Genomic DNA, 22,748 nt, shown 5'->3' with positions numbered 1-22,748 from the left:
AAATCCCCATCCAATCCAATCTGCGTTCATCCGTGTTCATCTGCCCTCATCTGCGGTTCATTCCCAGAAGTAACCTTTTTCGACGGTGGTTTGGTGTTTTGCGGAGTCGTATTTGAGGAGGTAGCTGTGGGCAATCGCCTCTAATTCTTGGAGTTTTTCGTATTCTACTTTTCTAATTTCCGTGTCGGTAGAAAGCAGGATGACTTGGTGGCTGGCCGAGGGGAAATAGCGTTCCACTAGGTTGTTTCTGTGGGAGGAGTCGAGGCGGCCCAAAGGAGTGTCGATCGCCACTGGCAATTGTCTCCCGGATACTCTCGCTAATCCCCACAAAAAGGCGATCGCCAGCAATTGTTTTTCCCCGGCTGAAAGTCGGTGTTTGGGTACCGGTTTGCCTTCTGGATCGTAAATGGAAAGGCTAAATGTTTGAGTGTCGATCGCAACTCTGTGCACGAGGTCGGTTTTGTGCAACAGGTAGCGGAAACAGTCGGTAATTTCTATTTCGAGTTTGTTGAGTTTTTTGAGGGTGAGTTTTTCTTTAAAGAGTTTGAGGGTGGCTTGGGCTTTGGCGATCGAAGCGATGACGTGTTGGCTGTTTCTGATGGTGATGTATTCGCTACTGTAGTTTTCTAGTTCTTTTTGGTTTTTGGCTAATTCTCTCTCTAATTCATCGACGCGGCGGTTTGCTGATTCCAAGGCTGCGGCTGCGATAGCGACTGCTTTTTGGGCTTTCCTGACTTGTTCTTCTAGTTTTTCGTAGGCTTCGGGGGAAGCTGCGGCTGCGAGTTGTCTGTCTGTGAAGTCGATTTCTGCTTCGATGTTTTTGATTTCTTCTATTTGGTCGCGGGCTATAATTTGCTGGGCTTTGATTTGGTAGCTAAGGAGGTTGTCTAGTTGCTGGATGCTGTTGTTGTCGGCGTTCATCCAGGGCGGGGACTCTGTGCCGGCTTGCTGTTCGAGTTCTTGGTTTTCTTGGCGGATGAAGTCTTGAATTTTATCTAGGTGTTGGGGATTTAACGAAATTTCCGCGATATAGTTGAGGAGGCGATCGCTTCTTTGTTTGATAACATTTTGGGCAATCTTTGCTTGCTGCTGGGTGGCTTCTGTTTCTGCTTGCGTTTTTGCTTCACTTAGCAAGGGCGAAATTAGGGCTAGTGGTAGCGTGTTTGATGCCAATTCCATCATGGCTTGACGGGTTTTGTCTGCCTGATTTCTGTAGTCGTTTAGCTGTCTGTCTAGTTGACTGCGATCTGCGGCAATTTTTCCGCCTTCATAAATAAACTTTTCTGAGGCTTGTTGCTGATTTTTTTGAGCTTTATCTAATTCGTTTTTAAAGCTGGCTTGTTCTTGCTTAGCTGAGTCTATGTCATCAGTAATTTTCTTAAAACTTTCTTCGATTTTCTCTAAAGCAGCCAAGTCTTTTTTGCCAGCAATTTCTTTCCGCTTGCGGCCGGCTAATATTTCTAAATCGACGGCGAGGCGTTCTGCTAATTCTAAACCTAAAAGAGATTTAATCGCCCCGACGACAAACTCTGGTGGTGTTTCGAGTTCGGCGAGTTCTTTTACTTGTTCGCCGTCAAACAGAAATAGGTTGGATATTCCGACGGGCAAAAGGGTTTCGATGTATTCGTCCCAGGTGTTGGTAATCGCTTTGTCGGACCACCAATCGCTGACAATTTCGCTGTATATGAGAATGCTTAAGTTATCTTTGATATCGGCTTTTTTCCAGTATCTAACTATTTTGAATTGAGCTAATTTGTCATCTTGGACTTGTTCAAATGTTAGTTCGACGCGGGTATCTTCTAATGGGGGAGTGTGGCGGTTGACGCATTGATTGAGAAAGTCGCTGTAGCTTAAATTGCCTCTGGTGGAACATTGGGCGCGACCACCGTAGAGGGCGAGGCGAATGGCGTCCATGAGGGTGGTTTTGCCGCCGCCATTCATGCCGCCAAATAAAATGACTGGGCAGGAATTTCCGTCTTTTTCGGGGCGGAGATTGATGGTTTGGGTGCCTGCATAGGGGCCGAAGTTTTTGAGGACGAGTTCGAGGAATTGCATTGTAGATGTTGTCGGTGGTTGCTGATTTGTTTGGTAGGTACGCCAGCGATTGGGCTATCATTATGTCGAGAATAATGATAGCTGACGCACCTTACGCAGGGGAAATTTTGATTTAACAGATTTAATCTTTGCTATTTTTATCTCCTACATCGGGAGTAGAAAATTTGATGTCTGCCCAAGATAGCTGTCTGCTTTGATTGCTGTTGCTTTCGAGTTCTTCTTTAAGTTTGGCAATATCAACAGTATCGTTTTTTGCGGAACTGTTGGTTTGGGCGATCGCATCTTTGAATTGCTGAATGTTTTCCGTCGGATTTGCTTTAATATCTTCCACCGCTTTTTTTAAATTGCGTTGATAGTGGGCGTTGCCAATCGCTTCTTCCTTCGATCGCGAACTGGTTTCAAAGCATTTGTCCAAATCGCCGTAAATTCCTGTACGGCGGGGTTTCGTGTAGTATTGGCGTTCTGTATCAAGGAGTTTTGCCATCAATTCGAGGTGCATTTTGTCCTCGCTGCAAATCTCTTCGATCGCAGCCCATTCATCGCTACCGAGGAGTTTTCTTTCGGCGGCGGGACGGGAATCTTCAAAAGGTTCGCCCGTGACTTCTTCGTAAATCCGGGGCAAACTGTCGTCAAATTCGTGTTTTTCTTCCAGCCAAATGCGACGGATTTCGCTAAGTTCTTCTGGGGTAATTAAGGTGATGTCGCGCATTTCTAGGGGTGCGGTTTTGCGGATGTGGGTTTGTGCTTCCAAGACTCGTCTCAGCCAGTGTTCTCGCCAGAATTTGGTGTAGGGCCCTGGGATGGGTTCGACGGAGGTTGTGTCGTCGCCCATGTTGCGTTCAAACAGTTCTACTCTACCGTAGATGCGGCGGAAGTCTCTTTTTGGGCGATCGTCTTCAACATCTAATTCGTTGCGAATATCCAGGAGAGGCTGCATCCATTCTTTTTCCTCATCATTTTGAATCATTGCTTCCATAGATTTATCTTGGCTTACCATTGTGCAAACCCAGCAGCCAAAGCGAGAATTTCCACAACTAGGAGTAGAAGTATCGACAACTAAAGGACATTCATTATCTGCAGTTGCACCTCGATACATGGTTAGTAAATCTTTATTGTTATTTCCCCAAGGATTATCCCACTGCATCAAGTAAAGCCACACTTCATCTGTTCGCCAATCTTCAATGGGAAGGTAAATATAAGAGTTAGGGCGAGTAGGATTAGCATTGAGGCGTTCGCTTACCCGCCACTCCCTATGTTTTGCCATATTTGCGGCGCGTTTTGCACTTTCTGCCTTGCGAGTCCCTAGAACAAGAATTACCTCACCGCTAGTTCTAATTATTTCACGAACAAAAGAACCTGTTGGTTGTATTTTCAATCGTTCTGTACACCATCTAAATCGGTTTCTAGGTGCTGGGTATCCTTTACCTATTAAGCACACCCAAAAGGTATCTTGAACGGCTGGATAAGTTAAATGAGTCTCTATTGGCATTCCCTGTTCTTGGGCTGCAACTTTCATCCGTTTTAGAGAATTATGTACTCCAGCAGATACTATAGGGTTTTCTACCAGTGTATCATTTGTTAAAACATGAATTTTTTTGTGGCGTTTCTCAATGGGTAACTCTGCAATCGCATACCAGACAAGCTGTAAGACTGCCGAACTATCTTTGCCGCCACTCCAACCGATTACAAGTGGGAGTTCATCTTGACAATAAAGCTCTTGAATTTCCTTTTTTAAAATTTCTATGTCTGCCATTAAATCGCCAATACTGCGGGGCGGAAATAGTGACATCTGTTGTAATTCATTCATTTTATCGCTCTCCCTTTGGATTTTGAAGTAAACACATTTTTGCGATGCCATTGAAGCGCATCTATTCTCGGATAATATTGGTCTGAACTTGGCAAAAGAATCTCTTCTCCCTGAAACTCTCTCATTAATCTAGGGTATGGTGAGTCCTCTTGTAGATCGCTAGCAACTATAATTTGATAACGATCGTCAACAGCAAACCATCCTCGGTCGAATGCCCAATGATGATTTTTACATAGTGAGAGTCCATTATCTGGTCTATTATCATAAAACTCAGAGAATGGCTTGATATGTGCGCCGTCTACAATACTTTGACTAAGCGAACGTGTAACTTTCAATCGACAAAAAGCACATCGGTAATCATACAAATGCACGATAGATTTACGAAAAAAAGCCTCTCTAACCACAGATTTTTTTAAATACACCTTTGGTTGTCTATCTGTATTACCAGATTCAATAGTATCTAATTGATGCAATGTTGAATCTTGAAAAAACTGGTTAATATTTAAAATATCTTCAATTTGTTTATTGGTAGATGAAAACCAGACCGAGATCAGTACATCTATTAATTCTTTCCTGGCATTACTATCTTGCAATAAATTAAATAGTTTCTCGTCCAGTTTGGCACTGTCAACATTTCTTTTTAAGGTGGTGATTGATTGACCACGCTTTCCTTCATATCCTTCGTTAAATTTAAGGTGCCAAAATGGAGGCTTCCTATTGTTTATGCTTAAATGAAAAAACGCAATAGAAAAACTCACCTTCTCGCGAGAATGAGGACTCAGCACAGACAAGTATTTGTTGAAAGTGTTAGTTAATTCATCAGAAATCGTAATTTTGTTCTCCTCGATCAAACCTTGTGCAATTAAATCAGTTACAGACATTAGTAGTATTGGCTGATATAGAGCATCGACTCTTTTTGTATACTTGTCTCGCTTGCCTACAATGATCTGAGAAAAACAATTGCGATAGTATGCTAAATTCTTATTTTTGGACTCTTCCCCTGTAGTCATTTCCTCCTCCAGCTATGATTAAATACAATCCAACCTAAAATTTTACACTCTTTTCAAGAAAAAGTTAAGCACCGCAAGGCACAACCATAACGCAGAAAGTAGACAATTTAAGCAGTGTCAGCAGACTAAAAAGTAATTTTCTAGCCTAAACAGGAGATAATTATATCACTGTCCGCGTGCATCTGCGGTTTCCAAGCCCAACCGCTTTTTCAAATAATTAGTCATCCAACTAACACTCGCCCTCGATCGCGAAATCCCCCCTTTCAACAAAATCCCACCCTCCCAATCAGGATTAGAAATCGACCAATCAACCTGCTGCAAAAGGCTCAAACGTTCCTTCCAACTCTCAGGAAAAGCCCATAGCAAAGCCGCCCCAACTTCCCCCAAACTCTCAAGCACAACACTGTGACAGTGCACGCAATCCCGGCGCATTTCCCCCGCCGCCACTTGCTTGTGCAGAACTAATTGCCAATCTGGAATAAAATTGCTAACCGCATTCCAATAACTAACCGCCAGTTGTATTTTTTGAGCGAGTTCTTCCTCTTTCTGTTCTTTTTTGGTGCGAGAACCAGAGGGTTTTGCCTGTTCGCTGCCCTCAATATTAGACAGCAAAGCCACGATCGCACGATCGATCGCACTCAGCGTAAACAATTTGTGCGATCGCCCGTTCAAACTCCCCCTCTCCATCTCTGTCAAACACCGGAAAACCTCAACCTGCTTAACAACAGCCTTCACCACAAAAGCGCGATCGTCCCGGTGGTTGTAAAGTACACTTAGCGACGCCTCCAAAGGAACTTGAAAATTATTCAAATCAGCAAACATCTGCTGCGATTTTTCCAACCCAATATCGAGAAACAAAATCAGCGCCACCGTCTCATATCCCAACTGCGGATTTTCCCTCAAAGCCATCTCAAAAGCCGCCCGGCGATGCTGTCCGTCATTAATAGTAAACTTAGCATCCATCGGCACCCGCAAGCGACCGATTTTCCTTTCCTCCGCCTCATTTCCCACTGCTTCAAAAGTAATATCCGCATCAATCGAAGCAGCAATAGCCCCACAAGTATAATTTGTAGGGTTCTTGACAAAATAATCAGCAATTTCGGGAATCCTAGCTTTGTTAAGCGCGCGTTTCGCCCGCATAGACGGCGGCAACTCTTCTGATTCAAAGGGAAACAATTTCGGCAAAAAACGCACCGGACACATCGACACGTAATATTCGCGGCCCGCTTGAATTCCCCGGATGACCGGCAAAATGTATTCAAAGGAAGGAGTAGACATATTTTAGAATGGGGCCTTGGGAATGGGGCATGGGGCATTGGGTATGGGAATTAAGCATTAATAGCTATTGAGTTTATGCAATTTTTATGATATTTAGGGGCAAGTAGGGCATAATTTAAGTATTTCACAAGGTTTTTTTAAAAACAAGTGTTGACATAAACTTTAATATATGATATTTTTTTAAAAAATATCATATTTATATAAAAACCGCCGATGACTACCAACCCAGCGGATGACCTCGCTAGTCAATTTTTGGAAAAAGAAAATCGCGAAAGACAGCAAATCGCACTTTTATTAGATAATTATTTAGGAAAGGACGATCGCATTTTTGTCCAAAAAACCCAGATGGGAAACACTGAAGCATACATCGGTTCAGTCACCCTAGAATGGTTAGACTCTCGCGTCCGTTTCGCCTCGCAAATGCCGCTTTTCCGCCAAAAATTCGACCTCCAAACGAACAACATCGTCCGCGACGACGAAACCATTGACGAAATTATCCAGCGTCCCTTAGATTGGTCGCGCCAAGCCACCCTAACTCAATATTTAGCAGCCCGAAAATCGCACAAATTCCCCGCAGTTTTAGTAGTCGTCAGTCCCCCGTGGGTAGACAATCCTTTAGCCGAGGAATGGGATAAAAATGGCGTAGCAACTAAATCGGCTGCTGAATTTACATCCTTTGATAAAAACGAGAACATAGGGCTTTTGAATGTCTCTCAAAAAGTCTCAATTTTTGCCTTAGACGGCCAGCATCGGCTGATGGGAGTTCAAGGTTTAATGAGTTTAATTAAAACCGGAATCCTGCAAAGATACAACAAAAATAAAAAACCTGTCGGCGCTGCAATTACTCTGGAAGATTTAGCAGAAGAGTATCAAATCGACCCCGAAACAGTGTATAAATTAGGTCACGAAAAAATCGGGATTGAGTTTATCCCGGCGGCGGTAGCGGGGGAAACGCGACAGCAAGCACAACGGCGCGTGCGATCGATCTTTGTGCACGTTAACCTAATGGCGGTAACGCTGAGTCAGGGCCAGCTAGCATTATTGAACGAGGACAACGGATTTGCGATCGCGGCCCGAAAAATTGCCGTCACCCATCCCTTATTAAAAGAACAAGATGACAGAAACCCCCGCGTCAATTGGGACAGCGCCACAGTCGCAGCAAAATCAACTGTCTTAACCACATTGCAAGCGCTGCAAGATATGTCCGAACGGTATTTAGAATACAAATTCCCTCATTGGAAGCCGGAACGAAAAGGTTTAATTCCCATGCGTCCCGAAGATGAGGAACTAAAAGAGGGAATTGAAGAGTTTAAAAAACTGTTCGATCATTTAGCAACTTTGCCCAGCTATCAAAGAATTGAAAGCGGCGAAGAAACGGCGGAATTGCGCCGATTTAGTTTTGAAAAGCCAGGGGGCGAGGGAAATATTTTGTTCCGTCCCGTCGGTCAAATTGCTTTAGCTAATGCTTTGGGAATTCTAGTATTTAGAAAGAAACTTTCCCTGAAATCTATTTTCGACAAACTCCGCAGATTCGATGTGGATGAAGGATTTAGCCACATGGATAATCCTGAGTCTGCCTGGTACGGGATTTTGTACGATCCGAACAAAAAGCGAGTGCTAGTTTCTGGAAAAGATTTAGCGACGAAGTTAATTGTATATTTGGTGGGGGGAATTCAGGACGATATGGAGCGAGCTCATTTGCGGCAAGCGGTAGCGGAAGCGAGGACTTTTGAGGATAAAGCTATTAGTTTTAACGGCAGGTTTGTGCAGCCGCAAGAGGTAGGATTGCCGCCAGTGCTGAGCTAAGTTTTTCTTGGGCAAAGTCCACAGCGACGAAGACAGATAAAGCAGGAAGCAAATTGGTTTTGTATAATTGAATCTGCACCTTGCCTAGAACCAGATTATGACCATCGCTGAACAGATTTACGCAATCGTCAAAACCCTTCCCAAAGACCAAGCCAGCGAAATTCTCACTTTCGCTGAATTCGTTTGTGCCAAGCACCTGAGCGCAAACCAACCAACAGACACCGTAGACTCTCCGATTCCTTGGACTGAACTTGTTTTTTCCCTTGCTGGAACTTGGGCAAAAGATTTTCCACCCTTGGAAGATATTCGTGCTGAATCCGGACAAGACATCCTGCGGGAGAGTCTGTAAATGTACGTTTTGGATACCAACACTTTGATCTATTATTTCAAAGGTCAAGGAGAAGTTGCTCAAAATCTTGCTAATGTTTCTCCCCAGGAAATAGTCGTTTCTACGATCGTCCTTTTTGAGTTGCAAGTCGGCATTGCTAAATCAAATTCGCCGGCAAAACACACCCAACAACTTCAGCAATTTTTGAGCAGAGTTAACGTTATTCCTTTCGATCGCGATGCTGCTCTTGCGGCTGCTACCATTCGCGCCCAGTTGGAGCAACAAGGTACTCCCATCGGTCCGATCGATGTTTTGATTGCAGGGACAGCCGTAGCCCTCCAAGCGACTCTCGTCACCCACAATGTCAACGAATTTTCTAGAGTTTCGGAACTCGCAATCGCAGACTGGTATTGACTATAAAACTTCTCACAATCTGGCTTCCTTTAACAAAATAAGTTCTGCTCCTACAGGCAAATGATCGGACTCCGTGGCCTTCAAAACCGAACTAGATTTAGCAGCCCAATGCTTGGAATACCAAATATAATCAATCCGGAAAACGGGATAATTTAATCTCCAATTCGACCTTTTTACCAAGAATTTAAGTTCCCAACCGTGAGGCCAGGTAAAACCAAACCCCAATCCAGATTTTCGGAAAGAATCTTGCATGACTTTCTGCACCCTGTCATAGTCTTGAGTTTCGTCGGTCATATTAAAATCGCCCGCGACAATTACTGGCAGAGTTTCTCGCTCAACTCGCTGCACTAAATCTTGAATTTCAGGCGATCGTTTGTCATATTTGTAAACTGGAACTTTGAGAAAACGCCATTTTTTAGAGAGTTTCAACCACGGCCCGGTAGCTTGCATATTATAAATCACTACTTCTTGTTCGTTAAATTTAATAATGGCCCGCTGCTGCGTTTCTGGATGGCCGGCTAAGTGCAGTATTTCGCTAGATACAATTGGATATTTACTGAGAATTCCTACAGGGGGAGTGCCAATTTGATAGGGGTAGTCTGCTTTTAACCAGGTGAAAGCTCTTTCGGTATGTTTCCTAACGATTTCTTGTAAAAATATAATATCGGGTTTTTGCTTCTGAATCAGTTTAAATAAAGTAGGTGACTGAGTTTTATGCCAACTGAGGTTATGGGATAAAATTTTGATGCTGGGCTGCGAATCTGTGATGTTGATAGGTGCGGGAGAAAAGTATTTGACGTGCAGCCAACTTATTAGGAGAATGCAGGCGATCGCAGAAATAATAGTGAACCATCTTTTTTTTATAATTAACAATGCGATGATGGTAAGCAGGAAAGTAGGTAAGAAAATTAAGGGGCTAAAAGTGCTAACTAAGGCAATAATTCCTATTTGATCCCAAAAGATTAGTTTGAGAAGCAAATAGCAGATAATAAATGCTGAGTAACTGTAAGCAAGAAATTTTGCAGCTTGCTTTAAGCATCTCTTGATTATATCTTTTGGGATGTGCATCATTGGGAACCTATTAAAATAAAAACTTGCTTAAATCGAATTCTTCATTTGACCGATGTTGGTTGTCTCTTTCTGAAATCAAAACCAACAAAAGGCGATCGGTATAATCCGCCGCGCCCCGCAACTCTTCGCGCAAAATTTCCAGTCCACCATTAGCATATTCTTCAAAAATTTGCAAGCGTTGTGCTTCCAATTTTTCGTCGAGATGGGAGAGAATTTGAGGATTTTTAGTTTCGGCGATCGCAATTAATTTAATCGCCATATCGTAACCCCTGGATACAAAGATATCAACATCTATTGCCCCCGGTTCTCGTTTAGAAATTTCTCCCAAGGGCGATCGTTTTTTCCGCTGATTTCCCAACGCTGCGGCAAACGCGATGACATCGGCGTAAGTCTGAAATGGCGCGGAGTTGTTATCCGATAAAGTTAAGGATTTGACTAAATCGGCTTTATCTTTAGCAATTCTAATTTTGTTAGCAGCCATTGGGATTAATATGTGATTTTTAACTGAGTAATTTGATTGATAGAGTAACCGCAGATTAGAGGCAGATAAACACAGATTAAGGCAGATAATTTTCAGAATGTCCGCAACAACATAATTTTTTGTGCAAAACCTCCTCTGGCTTCCCGCCGCTTCGTTTGTTCGGCCAAAAGTCGATCGGCCGAAATGCCAAAACTCGCCATCACCGCATCTATTACTTCATACAAATCCGCCAATTCCGCCACCAAATCTTCCTCATCAGCCTCCGCCGCTTCCCCTGCTTCTTCAATTAATTTCCGCAGCAAAGCTTGACGGTATTCTGCATCCGACAAAATTACAACCTCGCATTCGTTCCCACTTTGGCGAATAATTTCAGGAATGCGATCGCGCACCAACTTATGATACTCTTTTTCCACGTCCAACTCCCTTCAACCTTGACTAAAAGTTTGAATCAACCAGCGATTAATTTCCCCATCATCTTGGGTTTGACTGCGGTTCAAAGCTTCCTCAACTAACCGGATTTCCAGCCCAGGCAAAACCCGCGACTCTTGAATTCTCCCGCTACATCCGTTATTAATCGCAAACGCAAAAACCTCCCGCGTGTGTGCACGTTCAACCCAATATTCACTAATTCCTGCATTTTCGTAAAGCAACCGCTTACTGCCTAAATCATCGTTAAAAGAAGATGCACCAATTTCTATTACCAAATTAGGCGGATCGTATTCATCCAAATCAACAGGTGAATTGCTGTCATTAGGAGGAACTCTCAAATCTGAACCAATGTAGTAAGCTAAATCAGGTTGAAACTCGCCGATCCCTGCTTTGCGAAAACTGGTGTTAGTAAACTGAACTACTCGGATATTTCTGAATGTTGCAAACAGAATAACTACACAGGCCACAATTGAATTTTGACGCCCGTGCAATGGCCCTACTGGTGACATTTCTACTCTCATGCGTTCTTGATAGTAATAAAACTTGCCCTTTTCCCATGCTGAATTCTCAGCAAAATTCAGAAACTCTTCCCACGTCGCCTTCACCCAAATATCCGTTTCCAAAACCTGCGTAATTGCCGAATTAGAAGCCATAATCCACCTCTACAATTTCTGTATATTCAAACTCATTTGGACTGCGCTTAACTAAAGGATAGCGCGTCCCGCCCAGTTCGATCGCATCTTCTTCACAATCAGCTTTCGGAGAATTGTACACCAGCACGTATTCCCTGCCGATGAAGCTTTCCATCTCTTGAGCAACTTCTCCACGCCACTGAGTTTTTGTTACCAAAACTACCAATTGATTCGCCAACTTCGGTAGTTTATTGGCAATTTGCTTGCGATAAATCTCGTCCAAACTGCCAAAGGGAGAATCCATCACAATTGGAAACGTACTGCTATCCGGGCCCATCAAAGTATTTTTTTGACTCCACTCACGCACGCCCTCAATAATTCCCCCGATAAACGACAAACTGAGAATTTGATTTTCTCCCGTAGAAGCGGCAACCAAAGATTCTTTACCCGACGTATTTTCTACTAGCGTCAGTTCGTATTTATCGCTCAACTTGGGGATGTAAGGAGTAAAAGAAATTTGACTGAAAATATCTTGCACCCGCTTTTCCAACTGAGAACAAAACTGTTTTTCTAAGCGCGATCGCACTTCAGTTAGGCGATCGATCGCATCCTGAGTCGCAGCAATCCGGCGCTGGGCTAATACTTGCCTTTGCTCATTCAGTTGCTGCTTGTCGATTTGCTTGTCCAGATTCGCGATCGACGCCTTCAAACTCTCAATCTGCTGCTGGTTAGAGCCTGTTTCCCGGTGCAAATCGCCAATTTTTGCCTCAATTTCATCCAAGCGCTTTTGCAAGCGGCTGACATCGCCGTCAGGAAAATTTCGCAGCTTGTTGTGAATATCGTCTAGCTGATTTTCCACCCGAGAAAGTTCGGTTCTGTCACGGCTGATATTGGCTTGTTGTCGGTCAATTTCCTCCCAAAAACCAGCCACTTGCCTATCAATTTCATTGACGCGATCGCTAATCCGAATAGTTGTTTCTTCCACATCCCCAATTCCTGCTTTATCCATCCAACCGCTAACCTGTTGGCGAGATTCAGAACCCTCCACTAATTCCGCCCCGCAGATACACCGCTGCTGCGCTAATAACTCTTCCAAAAACGGCCGCTGAATCCCCGAAAGCAACGAGCCACCTTCTCGTAAGCCCCCTACTATTACTTCAAATTCAGCCACCGCATCTGACAGAAAAACCGCGTAACCACGCACAGAAATTGCTCGTTTTAGAGCATCTGTAGCCTGGACAATTTGTTGCTTCAATAAAATTTTCTGCATTTCCAATTCGTCTCGCAATTTTTGCAAATCGGCAGCACCGCTGAGTTCCAAAAAATTACCATTAACTGCTTTTTTTAACTCTCCTTGGTTTGCCAATTCCCGCTCGATTTCTACTTGTCTGCTTGCAAGTTTCTCAGCTTCTTGCTCAATTTTTTGCTTATCTTTTAAAAGTTTCTTCGTTTCAGCATTCCCAATTATATTTAAATCTGTCTCTAGAGATTTTTTTGCTTCTAGTAAATGCCGGATCGATCGATTCAAGACTTCCACCCCCAGCAACTCCTTAGTAGCTTCCGCAATTTCTGCCTTCTTGTCATAGCGGACAATTTGCTCGATTCGCTCCCCGTCAAAAAAGAAATATTTATGTAAACTTTCCGGCAAAATCCGCCCGATAATATCATCGGGATGCTGATCCGGCTTCAGCCAGAGACCGTTATCTTTTGCTACAGTCAGAAACAATTCAGCCTTGCCATGTTCTACAGTATTTTCACTTTTATAAGCACGACAGATGCGTTTTGCTTGATAGCGCATGCTGTCGTGTTCAAACACAATCTCCGCCCAACAACCTACGGCTTTTCCCATTTCCGCCTCAGCCAGAGCGCGCTTGTTTACTAATTGTTCTTCTGCCGCAAAAGCTGCGCTAAATTCTCCGTAAAGTACCCACGTAAAAGCATTCATCAAGGCAGTTTTTCCAGCGCCGTTATTACCGTGAATTACTGTAATATTTTGCCGACCCCAAGCTAGTTTAATTTCAGGACTTTTGCCGTAAAATTGACGAAAGTTGCACAGAGTAATTGAGATTAACTTCATACAATTGCTTCCTTAATGATTTTTAAAATGTCATCGTTAATGTGGCGGGGAGCTCTCATGTACAACTTATCTTTTTCAAGTTCCAATACCCGCTCAATAATTTGTCTGACTTCTGGCGGCGCGCTAGTAATAGGTTGCTGTACGTCGCTGAATTCGTGATGAGTTTGATAAGAAGAACGCTTTTCTGCTAAAATGGTTGTCGGTACGGATGCGATCGCACTATCTTCATATCTAAATGCCATAATCAGATTTTCATGCAGATTTTCAGTCATTTTTTTTCAAATATTAAAAGCTAGAAACTCAAACTGCGATCAAATAATTCTCTATTCTCAAACATAAACCGAACCTTAATAAATGTCAAATGTCTAATAGCCCGTAACGCTTCTGAAGTTGCAGCAATTTCACTCTAGCTTCCCCAGCATTGTCGGCTAAATCGGCAAATTCCAAGAACCGCTTCAACTCTTTTCGCAGCAAATTGCGCTCGACTTCTAAGGTTTCACGACCCAAATCTGGAGGCAAAACTATCATGTCAAATAAAGTTGCCCTTTCCTTCCCCGGATGCGGCCGCAAAATGCGTCCTCGGCGCTGAATAAACTGGCGCGGATTGCTGCTGCTTGCTAAAATTACAGCATTGCGAATTGCTGGAATATCAACGCCTTCATCCAAACACCGAATCGCTACCAAACCTTGCAATTCTCCACTCTCAAATTGCTGGCGCAATCGTTCTCTTTCTGCTAAAGGAGTTGCTGCAGTATAAGTGTTAACTCGGTAGCCTAATTCTGAACCCAATAACTTCGCGGTTTCTGTTAGTTGGCGGTTATTATTTCGGCGCGCACCTCCTTCGATCGCACCGTCGCCGCAGTAAAATAAAGTGTGGGCTGTGTCGAGACGGTGAATCATTAATTCTCGCAAAGCTGTTAATTTATTAGCTGCAGCCCCAATCAACCGGGCTCGCTGCATTAATAAAGTTGTTAAAGCATCATTTTCTTCTACTTTTTCATCGCCCCAAAGCGCCCAGCCAATTTTTTGAGTTAAGCGGGAATACTTGCGGGTTTCGGCTTCTGTCAATTCTACTAAAATTGGATAGTATAAATAATGTACTAATGCTTTTTGGCGGATGGCGTCGGCTAAGGTGAGTTCCGGCTGCAAAACAGGGCCGAAATAATCTAAAATCGCTTCGGTTCCTTGTTCGTCGAAATGCCTTTCTGGGGTGGCGGAAAGGGCGAGTCGCAGTCCAATATTGCGCGGCAAACTTTCTCCTAAACGGGGCGCGCCTAAGTTGTGAACTTCGTCTCCAATAATCAGGGTTTTTTCTGGGAAATAGCGCAGTTGCGATCGCAAGCTATCTCCCATTAAGGTAGCATTGGTAGTGATGATTGTGAGAAATGCTCGCTCGCCTGATCGCACTTCATACAAACCCGCAGCCAGCTTGTTTTGCCAACTGCGGGCGCTATCAAAAGCCAAAATAGGTTTTAAACCAAATTTCTCCGATTCGCGCGCCCACTGATTCACCAGGTGGCAGTAAGGGCAAATTACGAGCAGAACTTGCAGGTTAATTTTGTTGTATAATTCAGTGGCGATCGCCAGTGCAGTAATCGTCTTCCCGCTACCCGTCGCCATTTTCAGCGTACCGCGCCCCTGATTCGCAAACCAATTAGCAACCGCCACTCGCTGATACTGTCGCAATTGCAGCGATGGCGGCATTTTCGGAAATCCAAATTGCGAACTATTAGCCGTTGAGCGATTCACCTTTAAATGCCGTTAGATGCAAAATTCCCTATACTCAACTTTAACTCACTGGCGATCGAAACTTAACAGCCCAAACAAATCATCCGCCGACAGTTGCAAATCCGACAGCACATCGAGCACAGGTAAAAGATCTTCATTCTCTTTAATCTCAGGTTCCTGCTGCGGTTTAAAAACAATTACCAATTCTTCTTCCGGGTCAATCAGCCAACCTAATTTAGTATGATTCTTGAGGCAAAACAGAATCTTATTAATTACGCGAGTTGAACTTTGCTCCGGCGATAAAATCTCAATTGTCCAATCCGGCGCAATTTCAAACCTATTTTCAATCTTTCCCTGAGAATTCAGAGGAATGCGCGGCCACTCGAACACTGCTATGTCTGGAACAATAGAACTTCCATCAAAAGAGCAGCGCAATTCTGGAAACGCATAAGCTAACTTCTGCGGTTTGCCAACTCGATTAATAACAGATGGAAACTCGAATTGTAACGTGCTGTGTTTTCCTTGGGGCATAGCTTTTTGATAAATTTGACCGTCAACATACTCGCTAGCCGGCTTAGTCTCTGGCAATAGCAGAAACTCTTCCAGAGAAATCTTTGACGGAGGCTGAATTGACGTTACCATAAGCCATTAACCCCTCAACAACTCAACTGGGCCATCAAAAATCTGCATCGCCGTCTGTTTCCCAATCAGCACAACTTTCGGATTCCACACCAGTAGGGTGCATCGCACAAACCAACAAATTTCCCCCGTAAACTTGACCGTGATAGTTGCGGCAACCGCGACAAGCCGGCTGCTGCGTCGGCGAAGGGTCTACATAAGTCACCATCGACAAATCTATCTCATCAAATTGCGGGTCGAAGTCGCGGCAAATTTCAATTATCGGTTCGATAAATTCATTAAATAAACCGTCAAATTCATTGAAATAACCGTCAATGTCGTTAATCAGATTATTTTGTACTTGTTCAGTAAACTCTTCCGACATTTTTGCCAAAACGTCCAGCATTTCGACAAACTCTTCGCTGATGTCGCTGAAAAAATGCTCTACTTCAGAAACAGCATTTTCCATTGCTCCAAAAAAATCTTTAGACCAATCTTCCATGAATTTGACAGTTGGCTATTACAAAATATTTTACAGACAAGTGCAGCCAGCCTCATGCGAAGCGATCGCACCTACTTTCAATTCTATTACCTATTGCCTGATATCCGTCCACATCTGACAGGAGAGATATTCAAAAAGGGAACTCAAGAGTATTATCCTGAGTTCCCTTCATGCTTTGCTGAGCGAGCTTTTTCCTGCTTAATCCCGCTTCAACCGCCGCAATTCCTCTTGTAAATTCTGCACCTGTTCGCGGAGCTTGTCTACGCCGCCTGTCTCTTTAGCATCTTTTGCCGAGACATCTTCTTCCTCAGAAATAATTTCAATCCGCCGAGGTTCAGCGGGTTTTTCGTTCCCAGCCGATGCTACGGGAGGCTGCTGCTGAGCCTGTTGCACCATGTCATCAACAAAGCGGCGAGCTTCTTCCGTGGACATCTCGCCCCGCTTCACCAATTCGTCTGCCAGCTTTTGGGCTTCAGTGCGTAATTCAGTTAACTTGCTGCCAGCTTTTTCACCAGCGTAGGAAGCTAGCCCGACACCAAGGTAAACTGCTTTTTGTAAAATATCTCCGAAACCAGGCATAGGAGCTACACCTCATAAAACTGGGTGAACCGGAGACCACGCCTATTACAAGCATCCCGTGTTGCTGCTACCTTCCGGTCCTGACAAGATTTGGGCGTTGGAATCGCGTGGGTCCAGTTCATAAATGAGTATAACACAGTTATTTATTCTTCAACCACACACCAGTGATAAATTTCATAAATAACGCAACCGTTCTTCACCAGCGGGTCTTCAGCGACGATCGCCTTCGCCTCATCCATCGAACCCGCCTCAAACAGCAACATACCGCCGCCCCGCCGCCCCCAGTAGCCAGTTTTCGCTCGGTGTCCTTTAGAAATCAACTCTCGGACATAAGCTCTGTGAGCTGGCACGTATTGGTCAAAGACAGGCTTTTCGACAATTCCTTGCTCAATTTTGACAAACCAAGGCATTTTTATTTGGGATTTTAGATTTTATATTTTAGATTGGGAATGGGTGATCACCAATGGGATCTAGGGCAAATGCTCTCTATTCCATTTTGCACCATCCTTTCTTAACTGCGATGTTATCCGATGAACCAGTCAAAACAGCGATTTTTTATTGCCCTAGTGCCGCCTCCCGATATTGAACAGCACATTACTGAGATTCAACAGTATTTTGCGGAACACTACAACAGCCGCGGTGCTTTGAATTCGCCGCCGCACATCACGCTGCAACCTCCTTTTCACTCGTTAGCGGAGGATGTTCCCAAATTAGAGGAAAGTTTGAACCAGTTTTCTGCAAATCGGCTGCCCATTCCCGTTACTCTGTCCGGTTTTGCTGCTTTCGCGCCCCGCGTCATTTACGTTGATGTTGTCAAATCGCCCGAATTGCTGGAGATTCACAAAGATTTGATGAGTTATTTGGAGGCAAATTTGGGAATAGTCGATCGAGTTTCTCAGACTCGCCCCTTTGTACCACACATGACAGTAGCCTTTCGCGATTTAACTAAAGAGAATTTTCAAACGGCTTGGTTGGAATTTGCAGGGCGATCGCTCCACTTTGAGTTTACCGCTTCGGCATTAACTTTACTGCTTCACGACGGCAGCCGTTGGAACATCAGCAACCAATTCCCGCTTCCAGCCTAAACTCTCTCCCTTCTCTTTTTTCGTGTCCTTAGCGTCTTCGCGGTTCGTTTTCCCAAAAAATCTTATTAGCAAATCCCGATCAATATCATTTCTTCACTACAAACCTGTTTAAAATTAAAGCCAGTCACAACTTACCGATCGCTCTTATTCGGAGTTGCCAGTGCCACAGTTCCGTAAACCGAAATTCCCGACAGTTTCAATATTTGAATTGCCGACTTAACCGTAGTACCGCTAGTGTAAATATCATCAACTAACAGCACTCGATCGCGCGGAAGGCGGCGACGAAAATCTTTCCCCAAACTTAAAGCATTTTTCATTTCCGCTTGGCGCTGCTGTGGCGTCAGAGCGAATAAAGCCTGAGTATTTTTCACCCGCTCCAAACCGTGCCGCTGCAAAGGCAAACCAGTCAGCTCGCAAAAACTTTCAGCCAACAGTTCTGCTTGGTTAAAACCGCGCTCCTTGACCTTTTCTTTGTGCATGGGAATCGGTACAACTGTTAGATTGTCTATAGCTAATTCCGGAAAACTCAGCCAAGCTTCTGCCAGCCAGCCGCCTAGAGGTTTGGCTAATTGCGGATTGCCGTCATATTTCAAAGCTGCGATCGCGCGTTTGAGAGCCCCGCCATACTCACCCCACACAAAAACACGCTGCTCAGAATTCCAAAATCTACCGGAATCGCTTAACTGACATCGCTGAAGTTGCTTGTGACAGTACAAACAAAACTCTCCGGCGGCCGGTCGCTGACAAAGAGGACAGTTAGACTTAAGAAATAGATTGAGAAAAGATTTGACTAATCCCGTCCATTGTCGCTTGTTCATCCTAAAATTGTCGTAAGTGATTAATGGGAAAAACTTTCAACTTCAATCAGTTTCCACGAACAGGCTCGCAGCGTGAAAAACCTCTACTGGTTAGACAAAATTCAACCTTCAGACCGAGATACAGTGGGAGAAAAAGCATTTTACTTGAGCTGTTTGCTCCAGAAAAATCATCCTGTTGTACCGGGTTTTGTCGTGCCGGCTACCACATTCTGGCAGTTTTTAGAGTCGATCGAGTGCCTAGAACCGCTGTTTGCTGACTGGCCACACTCTTCCCTGCACTTGAATGTCGATGAACCCAGACAACTGCAATCGATCGCCCGCAGCATCCGCCACCAAATCCTCGCCAGCAAACTGCCAGATTCACTGCTCTCCACCCTAGAGTCTGCTGTTAGTCAACTCAACTCCAAGTCAAACTTAAACTCCACAGCCTTAATTTTTCGCCCTTCCCTGACTTCCTGGAACCCGAAAACATTCGGCATTCTGGAATCTCAGGCAGTACGGGCAGAACCCGAAGCCATTGGGGCAGGACTCCAACGAGCTTGGGCAGAAATGTTCAGAGCCCGAAGTCTATTTTACTGGCAGCGGTGCGGCCTGCGGGTACAGCAAATCAATCCCGCAGTTTTGGTGCAGCCACTTCAAGAAGCGATCGCCGCAGGCGATGTGAAAGCAAAGGCGGGCGCACAGTGGGAAATCCAAGCCACCAGCGGTTTGGGATTGTCCCTCGCTAGGGGAGAAACCATCCCCGATTACTATCAAGTGCAGCCGGAAACAAGGGCGGTTAAATTCCAGCGGATCGGTTACAAAACATTAGCCTACAATCTCAAAGTCGGCGATGGTGAACCGAAAAAAAAACTGCTGCTGGGCAAGTTTGCTGCTTTCCCAATTTCTGATTCTCCATTTATAATTCCTGATTTTGCTGATTGTTGCGTGCAAGTTTTAGCGCTGGGAGAGGAAGCACAAACAGAATACGTTTTAGAGGAAGCGCAACTGCAAAAAATCATTGAATTGAGTAAAAAAGCGATCGCAGAATTTGACTCGGATGTAATTTTGGAGTGGACGCTAAACCAGACAGCCAACTGCAGCGAACCGCAGTTTTATTTCACTCAAGTTCGTCTTGTGAAAGCGGAAAAAGTCGCGCCACTAGAGGAAAACTCGATCGCCCTCCCGCAGCCAAACTCGATCGCCCCAGCCCGAACTCCTGCCATACTCAGAGGTGTGGCAGCAGCATCAGGAAAAGCCGAAGCAATTGCCCAAGTTATGACTAATTCCCACCCAGAAAACGCGGAATTCTTAGCCGGAGGCATTTTGGTAGCCCGGACAATCGAGCCGAATTGGCTGCCTTGGCTGAAGGTTGCTGCTGGGGTGGTTGCGGAACAAGGAGGTATGACAGGCCATGGCGCCATTTTAGCGAGAGAATTGGGGATTCCCGCCGTTGTGGGAGTGGCCGGGGCCACTCGGGCGATCGCCTCGGGCGATTCGGTTTTGGTAGACGGCGATAGCGGAGAAGTTTTTGCCCTCGCCCAACACGATGCGATCGAGACAGGAGACAGCGGCCGACTTCGGGACACAGCAAAAAAGACAAATATCTACAGTACAGCAGCCAAAATGTCAATAGCCAAGCACCAATCTTCTATCTCCGATCGATCGTCCAATTCCGCGCCTAAATCTCGACAATCTGAGTCTACTCAATATGTTTGGGGCCCACCAACGGCGACTCAACTGCTAGTTAATGTCAGCCAAACAAGTTCGATCGACCGCCTCAAAAATCTGCCAATAGACGGCATCGGATTGCTGCGATCGGAATTAATGGCATTAGAAGCTTTGGACTGTCAAAACCCCAAAGTTTGGCTGCAAGACGGCCGCCAATCGGAATTTGTCGATCGCATGGCGGATTGCCTCAGCTTATTTGCTGCTGCCGTTTCGCCGCGGCCAATATTTTATCGCTCTCTCGATTTACGGGAGTCCGGCGCCCACGGCAGTTTCAGTTATACCTTTGAACCGGAATTATTTGATTGGGAACTCTGCGTACTTCAAAAAGTCGGCGAGTCAGGCCATACGAATGTTAATTTAATTTTGCCTTTTGTGCGCTCAGTTGACGAGTTTATCTACTGCCGCCAGCGCTTAGAAACTGTTTGGAAAAACCGCTCAACCGAGTTTCAGATGTGGATTATGGCGGAAGTTCCTTCGGTGTTATTTTTATTGCCAGATTACGTAAAAGCAGGAGTTCAAGGAATTTCCATCGGCACCAACGATTTAACCCAATTGCTGTTAGGTATTAACCGCCACTCCGACCAGGTAGCAGGTGCTTTCAACGGGCGCGATCGAGCAGTGATGAGGGCGATCGAACAATTAATCAAACAGGCCCGGGCCGCCGGCATTCCTTGCTCAATCTGCGGCGACGCTCCCGCATTGTATCCCGAAACAGTGGAATCCTTCGTGCGATGGGGAATTTCGTCTATTTCGGTCAATGTCGATGCTGTAGAACAAACTTGTAGGGCGATCGTCCGCGCCGAACAGCGCCTACTCCTAGAACTCGCTCGATCGATAATTAACAATTAACCACTCCCGGACTCACTTGACCCCAAAAATTCGATTTCTAATCTAAATCATAGCTTTGGCAAGCAGCCACCCGCTCAGAAATCGGATTTCTAGACAACCCGTGCGTCCAGGAATATTAACAACTACAGAAACCCGGTTTCTGAGTAGATATAGCAACCGCCCTGACGGTTAGGAAATTCTTACTTTCTCAAACCCCTGCTTTGATTCCTTTTATTGCTTCTTCCTTCTTCCTTCTTCCTTCTTCCCTCTTCCTTCTTCCTTCTTCCTTCCACTAACATCCGATTTTAAAGCTAGGATAGAAATATCACCAACTCTTGACCCGGAGGTACCAACAGTGAAATCAAAAATTATTGCAACCGCAGCAATACTTGCCGCCCTGGGCTTTCTGCATCCCTATCCAGCATTATCTCAACCTGCAACTGACGGTGGCACCAAACCCGGATTCTGGCAACCTCAAGCGCAGGTTGACAATACTCGCAACATTACCCTCAGACTGTTAAATGAAACGGGATTAAACTTAGAATACGGTCCATCAGGTGCCAGCTTGTCATCCTTGCCCGTCGGAGCCAGCAAAAACATCATTGTTCGGATCAGCAATCGCACCGGCGATATTGCCAATATTCCGATTAATGCCACAGGAGGAAGCGCAACTTTGAAATACGACTATAACGTTGACTCGCAGACAAACATTGTGACGATTCGCATCACCAGATCAGACCCCCGCACTAGGCAAGACCGGTCAGTTTATATTGATGAAAAAGGGCGGGTTTACTCTTTCTAAGACTAACGCTCATCAACCCGGTTTCTCCTGATAAATTTTGCTTTTACCAGCGAGGTATCGCGGCAGAAATCGGGTTTCTAGACTAGCGTGCATAAATTCTGTCTTTCTCAAAAAGTTAGGAATCAAGTGCAGCCCATAAAGAAGCGATATTTTTGTGCAGCGGATTTGACATTTCATCCCCAAAATCAACTGCTGTTTGCAATTCGGCGCTACTGGCGCACTGGTGCATCAGGTGGGTTTCGAGAGGATGTCAACCGCCGCATCGCGGACTAATATCCGTCGTTTCTCTTGATACCTGCGCCTCGATTTCCCTCTTCTTTCGGTTTAGCTTTGTTCACTCGCAAGGGGCGTCCCATCCACTCTGCACCGTCTAATTCGGCAATTGCAGCGTCTTCTTGGGCATCCTCCATCATCTCAACAAATGCAAAACCGCGCATCCGACCGGTTTCCCTGTCGGTAGGCAAGACAACTCGCTTGACTGTGCCGTATTCTGCAAATACTGCTTTCAGGTCTTCTTCGGTGGCGCGGTAAGACAGATTTCCAATATAGATAGTCATGTCGATCGAACTGAACTTGTTGTGCTATACATAATAACCTTTTAATTTAACTGTCAAGTGCTATCTGGCATACAACTGGGCGATCGACTCTGACTAAAAGGGTTTGCCGCACTGACCAACTCTTGGTACTGGC

The 22,748-nt window shown here is 44.9% G+C and carries 24 protein-coding genes and 1 other RNA gene; 7 read left to right on the top strand and 18 right to left on the bottom strand.

The window, feature by feature from the left end:
* Positions 1–57 precede the first annotated feature (57 nt).
* The 4 genes from dndD to dndB form a co-directional block, all read right to left on the bottom strand.
* A complete protein-coding gene (gene dndD, locus QUA27_RS04980; protein ID WP_333066735.1) occupies positions 58–2,055 on the bottom strand; it encodes a DNA sulfur modification protein DndD in 1,998 nt (665 codons plus the stop codon).
* Positions 2,056–2,176: 121 nt separating this feature from the next.
* Positions 2,177–3,862: a DNA phosphorothioation system sulfurtransferase DndC gene (gene dndC, locus QUA27_RS04975; protein WP_333066733.1), complete on the bottom strand. Its 1,686-nt coding sequence runs from the start codon at positions 3,860–3,862 to the stop codon at positions 2,177–2,179.
* Positions 3,859–4,872, bottom strand: a complete 1,014-nt coding sequence (locus tag QUA27_RS04970) for an HNH endonuclease (protein ID WP_333066732.1) — start codon at positions 4,870–4,872, stop codon at positions 3,859–3,861. Before QUA27_RS04970 ends, dndC begins: the two co-directional genes overlap by 4 nt.
* 165 nt (positions 4,873–5,037) lie before the next feature.
* Positions 5,038–6,150 carry a DNA sulfur modification protein DndB gene (gene dndB, locus QUA27_RS04965; RefSeq protein WP_333066731.1) on the bottom strand — a complete coding sequence of 371 codons (1,113 nt, stop codon included), beginning with the start codon at positions 6,148–6,150 and terminating at the stop codon, positions 5,038–5,040.
* Positions 6,151–6,363: 213 nt separating this feature from the next.
* Between dndB and QUA27_RS04960 the strand changes: the two genes are divergently transcribed.
* The 3 genes from QUA27_RS04960 to QUA27_RS04950 all read left to right on the top strand — a co-directional run bounded on the left by QUA27_RS04960 (position 6,364) and on the right by QUA27_RS04950 (position 8,698).
* The gene (locus QUA27_RS04960; protein WP_333066730.1) at positions 6,364–7,956 is read left to right on the top strand and encodes a DGQHR domain-containing protein; all 1,593 of its coding nucleotides are present in this window, start codon (positions 6,364–6,366) and stop codon (positions 7,954–7,956) included.
* Between the two features lie 97 nt (positions 7,957–8,053).
* Positions 8,054–8,305 (top strand): DUF2281 domain-containing protein, encoded by a 252-nt coding sequence (locus QUA27_RS04955; RefSeq protein WP_333066729.1) that lies wholly within the window; start codon positions 8,054–8,056, stop codon positions 8,303–8,305.
* Complete coding sequence (locus QUA27_RS04950) at positions 8,306–8,698, top strand: type II toxin-antitoxin system VapC family toxin (RefSeq protein ID WP_333066728.1); 393 nt, start codon at positions 8,306–8,308, stop codon at positions 8,696–8,698.
* A 12-nt stretch (positions 8,699–8,710) separates the two neighbouring features.
* On the opposite strand, the gene QUA27_RS04945 is transcribed toward QUA27_RS04950, so the two are convergent.
* From QUA27_RS04945 to QUA27_RS04890, 12 genes are all read right to left on the bottom strand, one after another.
* Positions 8,711–9,769, bottom strand: a complete 1,059-nt coding sequence (locus QUA27_RS04945) for an endonuclease/exonuclease/phosphatase family protein (RefSeq protein WP_333066727.1) — start codon at positions 9,767–9,769, stop codon at positions 8,711–8,713.
* Between the two features lie 10 nt (positions 9,770–9,779).
* Positions 9,780–10,250: a DNA phosphorothioation-associated protein 4 gene (locus tag QUA27_RS04940; RefSeq protein ID WP_333066726.1), complete on the bottom strand. Its 471-nt coding sequence runs from the start codon at positions 10,248–10,250 to the stop codon at positions 9,780–9,782.
* A 92-nt stretch (positions 10,251–10,342) separates the two neighbouring features.
* Positions 10,343–10,663, bottom strand: a complete 321-nt coding sequence (locus QUA27_RS04935) for a nucleoside triphosphate pyrophosphohydrolase (protein ID WP_333066725.1) — start codon at positions 10,661–10,663, stop codon at positions 10,343–10,345.
* Positions 10,664–10,675: 12 nt separating this feature from the next.
* Positions 10,676–11,332: a Uma2 family endonuclease gene (locus QUA27_RS04930; protein ID WP_333066724.1), complete on the bottom strand. Its 657-nt coding sequence runs from the start codon at positions 11,330–11,332 to the stop codon at positions 10,676–10,678.
* The gene (locus QUA27_RS04925) at positions 11,322–13,388 is read right to left on the bottom strand and encodes an AAA family ATPase (protein WP_333066722.1); all 2,067 of its coding nucleotides are present in this window, start codon (positions 13,386–13,388) and stop codon (positions 11,322–11,324) included. Before QUA27_RS04925 ends, QUA27_RS04930 begins: the two co-directional genes overlap by 11 nt.
* On the bottom strand, positions 13,385–13,660 hold the full coding sequence (locus QUA27_RS04920; protein WP_333066721.1) for a hypothetical protein: 276 nt from the start codon (positions 13,658–13,660) through the stop codon (positions 13,385–13,387). The genes QUA27_RS04925 and QUA27_RS04920 overlap by 4 nt, the downstream gene beginning before the upstream one ends.
* 85 nt (positions 13,661–13,745) lie before the next feature.
* On the bottom strand, positions 13,746–15,092 hold the full coding sequence (locus tag QUA27_RS04915) for a DNA phosphorothioation system restriction enzyme (RefSeq protein ID WP_333066876.1): 1,347 nt from the start codon (positions 15,090–15,092) through the stop codon (positions 13,746–13,748).
* Positions 15,093–15,182: 90 nt separating this feature from the next.
* A complete protein-coding gene (locus QUA27_RS04910) occupies positions 15,183–15,758 on the bottom strand; it encodes a Uma2 family endonuclease (protein WP_333066720.1) in 576 nt (191 codons plus the stop codon).
* Positions 15,759–15,792: 34 nt separating this feature from the next.
* Positions 15,793–16,236, bottom strand: coding sequence for a hypothetical protein (locus QUA27_RS04905; protein ID WP_333066718.1), 444 nt, complete (start codon positions 16,234–16,236; stop codon positions 15,793–15,795).
* A gap of 198 nt (positions 16,237–16,434) precedes the next feature.
* Positions 16,435–16,815, bottom strand: coding sequence for a phasin family protein (locus QUA27_RS04900; protein WP_333040711.1), 381 nt, complete (start codon positions 16,813–16,815; stop codon positions 16,435–16,437).
* A gap of 23 nt (positions 16,816–16,838) precedes the next feature.
* Positions 16,839–16,935: signal recognition particle sRNA small type (gene ffs, locus QUA27_RS04895), an RNA gene on the bottom strand.
* Between the two features lie 23 nt (positions 16,936–16,958).
* Positions 16,959–17,225 carry a YciI family protein gene (locus QUA27_RS04890; protein ID WP_006632991.1) on the bottom strand — a complete coding sequence of 89 codons (267 nt, stop codon included), beginning with the start codon at positions 17,223–17,225 and terminating at the stop codon, positions 16,959–16,961.
* 120 nt (positions 17,226–17,345) lie between these two features.
* On the opposite strand from QUA27_RS04890, the gene QUA27_RS04885 reads away from it, so the two are divergent.
* Positions 17,346–17,900 carry a 2'-5' RNA ligase family protein gene (locus tag QUA27_RS04885; RefSeq protein ID WP_333066716.1) on the top strand — a complete coding sequence of 185 codons (555 nt, stop codon included), beginning with the start codon at positions 17,346–17,348 and terminating at the stop codon, positions 17,898–17,900.
* A gap of 131 nt (positions 17,901–18,031) precedes the next feature.
* On the opposite strand, the gene QUA27_RS04880 is transcribed toward QUA27_RS04885, so the two are convergent.
* Positions 18,032–18,718, bottom strand: a complete 687-nt coding sequence (locus QUA27_RS04880; protein WP_333066715.1) for a ComF family protein — start codon at positions 18,716–18,718, stop codon at positions 18,032–18,034.
* A gap of 72 nt (positions 18,719–18,790) precedes the next feature.
* On the opposite strand from QUA27_RS04880, the gene QUA27_RS04875 reads away from it, so the two are divergent.
* The 3 genes from QUA27_RS04875 (at position 18,791) to QUA27_RS04865 (ending at position 22,331) form a co-directional block, all read left to right on the top strand.
* Complete coding sequence (locus tag QUA27_RS04875; RefSeq protein WP_333066713.1) at positions 18,791–21,277, top strand: putative PEP-binding protein; 2,487 nt, start codon at positions 18,791–18,793, stop codon at positions 21,275–21,277.
* 334 nt (positions 21,278–21,611) lie between these two features.
* Positions 21,612–22,058, top strand: a complete 447-nt coding sequence (locus QUA27_RS04870) for a hypothetical protein (RefSeq protein ID WP_333066712.1) — start codon at positions 21,612–21,614, stop codon at positions 22,056–22,058.
* Between the two features lie 126 nt (positions 22,059–22,184).
* A complete protein-coding gene (locus tag QUA27_RS04865) occupies positions 22,185–22,331 on the top strand; it encodes a hypothetical protein (protein WP_333066710.1) in 147 nt (48 codons plus the stop codon).
* On the opposite strand, the gene rbp is transcribed toward QUA27_RS04865, so the two are convergent.
* Positions 22,328–22,615, bottom strand: a complete 288-nt coding sequence (rbp, locus tag QUA27_RS04860) for an RNA-binding regulator (RefSeq protein ID WP_015179076.1) — start codon at positions 22,613–22,615, stop codon at positions 22,328–22,330. The two genes, QUA27_RS04865 and rbp, sit on opposite strands and share 4 nt — an antisense overlap.
* Between the last annotated feature and the right edge of the window lie 133 nt (positions 22,616–22,748).

Origin of the sequence: Microcoleus harperi Pol14_C6 (assembly GCF_036701295.1) — a bacterium.
Lineage (GTDB): Bacteria > Cyanobacteriota > Cyanobacteriia > Cyanobacteriales > Microcoleaceae > Microcoleus.
Note: the sequence above shows the minus strand (reverse complement) of the source record. Positions and strands in the feature narration are given on the sequence as shown.

Coding starts and splice junctions, on each gene's coding strand:
- QUA27_RS04910 (WP_333066720.1), bottom strand. CDS start 15,758: ATGGTAACGTCAATTCAGCCTCCGTCAAAGATTTCTCTGGAAGAGTTT.
- QUA27_RS04920 (WP_333066721.1), bottom strand. CDS start 13,660: ATGACTGAAAATCTGCATGAAAATCTGATTATGGCATTTAGATATGAA.
- QUA27_RS04955 (WP_333066729.1), top strand. CDS start 8,054: ATGACCATCGCTGAACAGATTTACGCAATCGTCAAAACCCTTCCCAAA.
- QUA27_RS04900 (WP_333040711.1), bottom strand. CDS start 16,815: ATGCCTGGTTTCGGAGATATTTTACAAAAAGCAGTTTACCTTGGTGTC.
- QUA27_RS04925 (WP_333066722.1), bottom strand. CDS start 13,388: ATGAAGTTAATCTCAATTACTCTGTGCAACTTTCGTCAATTTTACGGC.
- QUA27_RS04905 (WP_333066718.1), bottom strand. CDS start 16,236: ATGGAAGATTGGTCTAAAGATTTTTTTGGAGCAATGGAAAATGCTGTT.
- QUA27_RS04945 (WP_333066727.1), bottom strand. CDS start 9,769: ATGATGCACATCCCAAAAGATATAATCAAGAGATGCTTAAAGCAAGCT.
- rbp (WP_015179076.1), bottom strand. CDS start 22,615: ATGACTATCTATATTGGAAATCTGTCTTACCGCGCCACCGAAGAAGAC.
- QUA27_RS04960 (WP_333066730.1), top strand. CDS start 6,364: ATGACTACCAACCCAGCGGATGACCTCGCTAGTCAATTTTTGGAAAAA.
- QUA27_RS04930 (WP_333066724.1), bottom strand. CDS start 11,332: ATGGCTTCTAATTCGGCAATTACGCAGGTTTTGGAAACGGATATTTGG.
- QUA27_RS04890 (WP_006632991.1), bottom strand. CDS start 17,225: ATGCCTTGGTTTGTCAAAATTGAGCAAGGAATTGTCGAAAAGCCTGTC.
- QUA27_RS04940 (WP_333066726.1), bottom strand. CDS start 10,250: ATGGCTGCTAACAAAATTAGAATTGCTAAAGATAAAGCCGATTTAGTC.
- dndC (WP_333066733.1), bottom strand. CDS start 3,862: ATGAATGAATTACAACAGATGTCACTATTTCCGCCCCGCAGTATTGGC.
- QUA27_RS04970 (WP_333066732.1), bottom strand. CDS start 4,872: ATGACTACAGGGGAAGAGTCCAAAAATAAGAATTTAGCATACTATCGC.
- QUA27_RS04885 (WP_333066716.1), top strand. CDS start 17,346: ATGAACCAGTCAAAACAGCGATTTTTTATTGCCCTAGTGCCGCCTCCC.
- dndB (WP_333066731.1), bottom strand. CDS start 6,150: ATGTCTACTCCTTCCTTTGAATACATTTTGCCGGTCATCCGGGGAATT.
- dndD (WP_333066735.1), bottom strand. CDS start 2,055: ATGCAATTCCTCGAACTCGTCCTCAAAAACTTCGGCCCCTATGCAGGC.
- QUA27_RS04880 (WP_333066715.1), bottom strand. CDS start 18,718: ATGAACAAGCGACAATGGACGGGATTAGTCAAATCTTTTCTCAATCTA.
- QUA27_RS04950 (WP_333066728.1), top strand. CDS start 8,306: ATGTACGTTTTGGATACCAACACTTTGATCTATTATTTCAAAGGTCAA.
- QUA27_RS04915 (WP_333066876.1), bottom strand. CDS start 15,092: ATGCCGCCATCGCTGCAATTGCGACAGTATCAGCGAGTGGCGGTTGCT.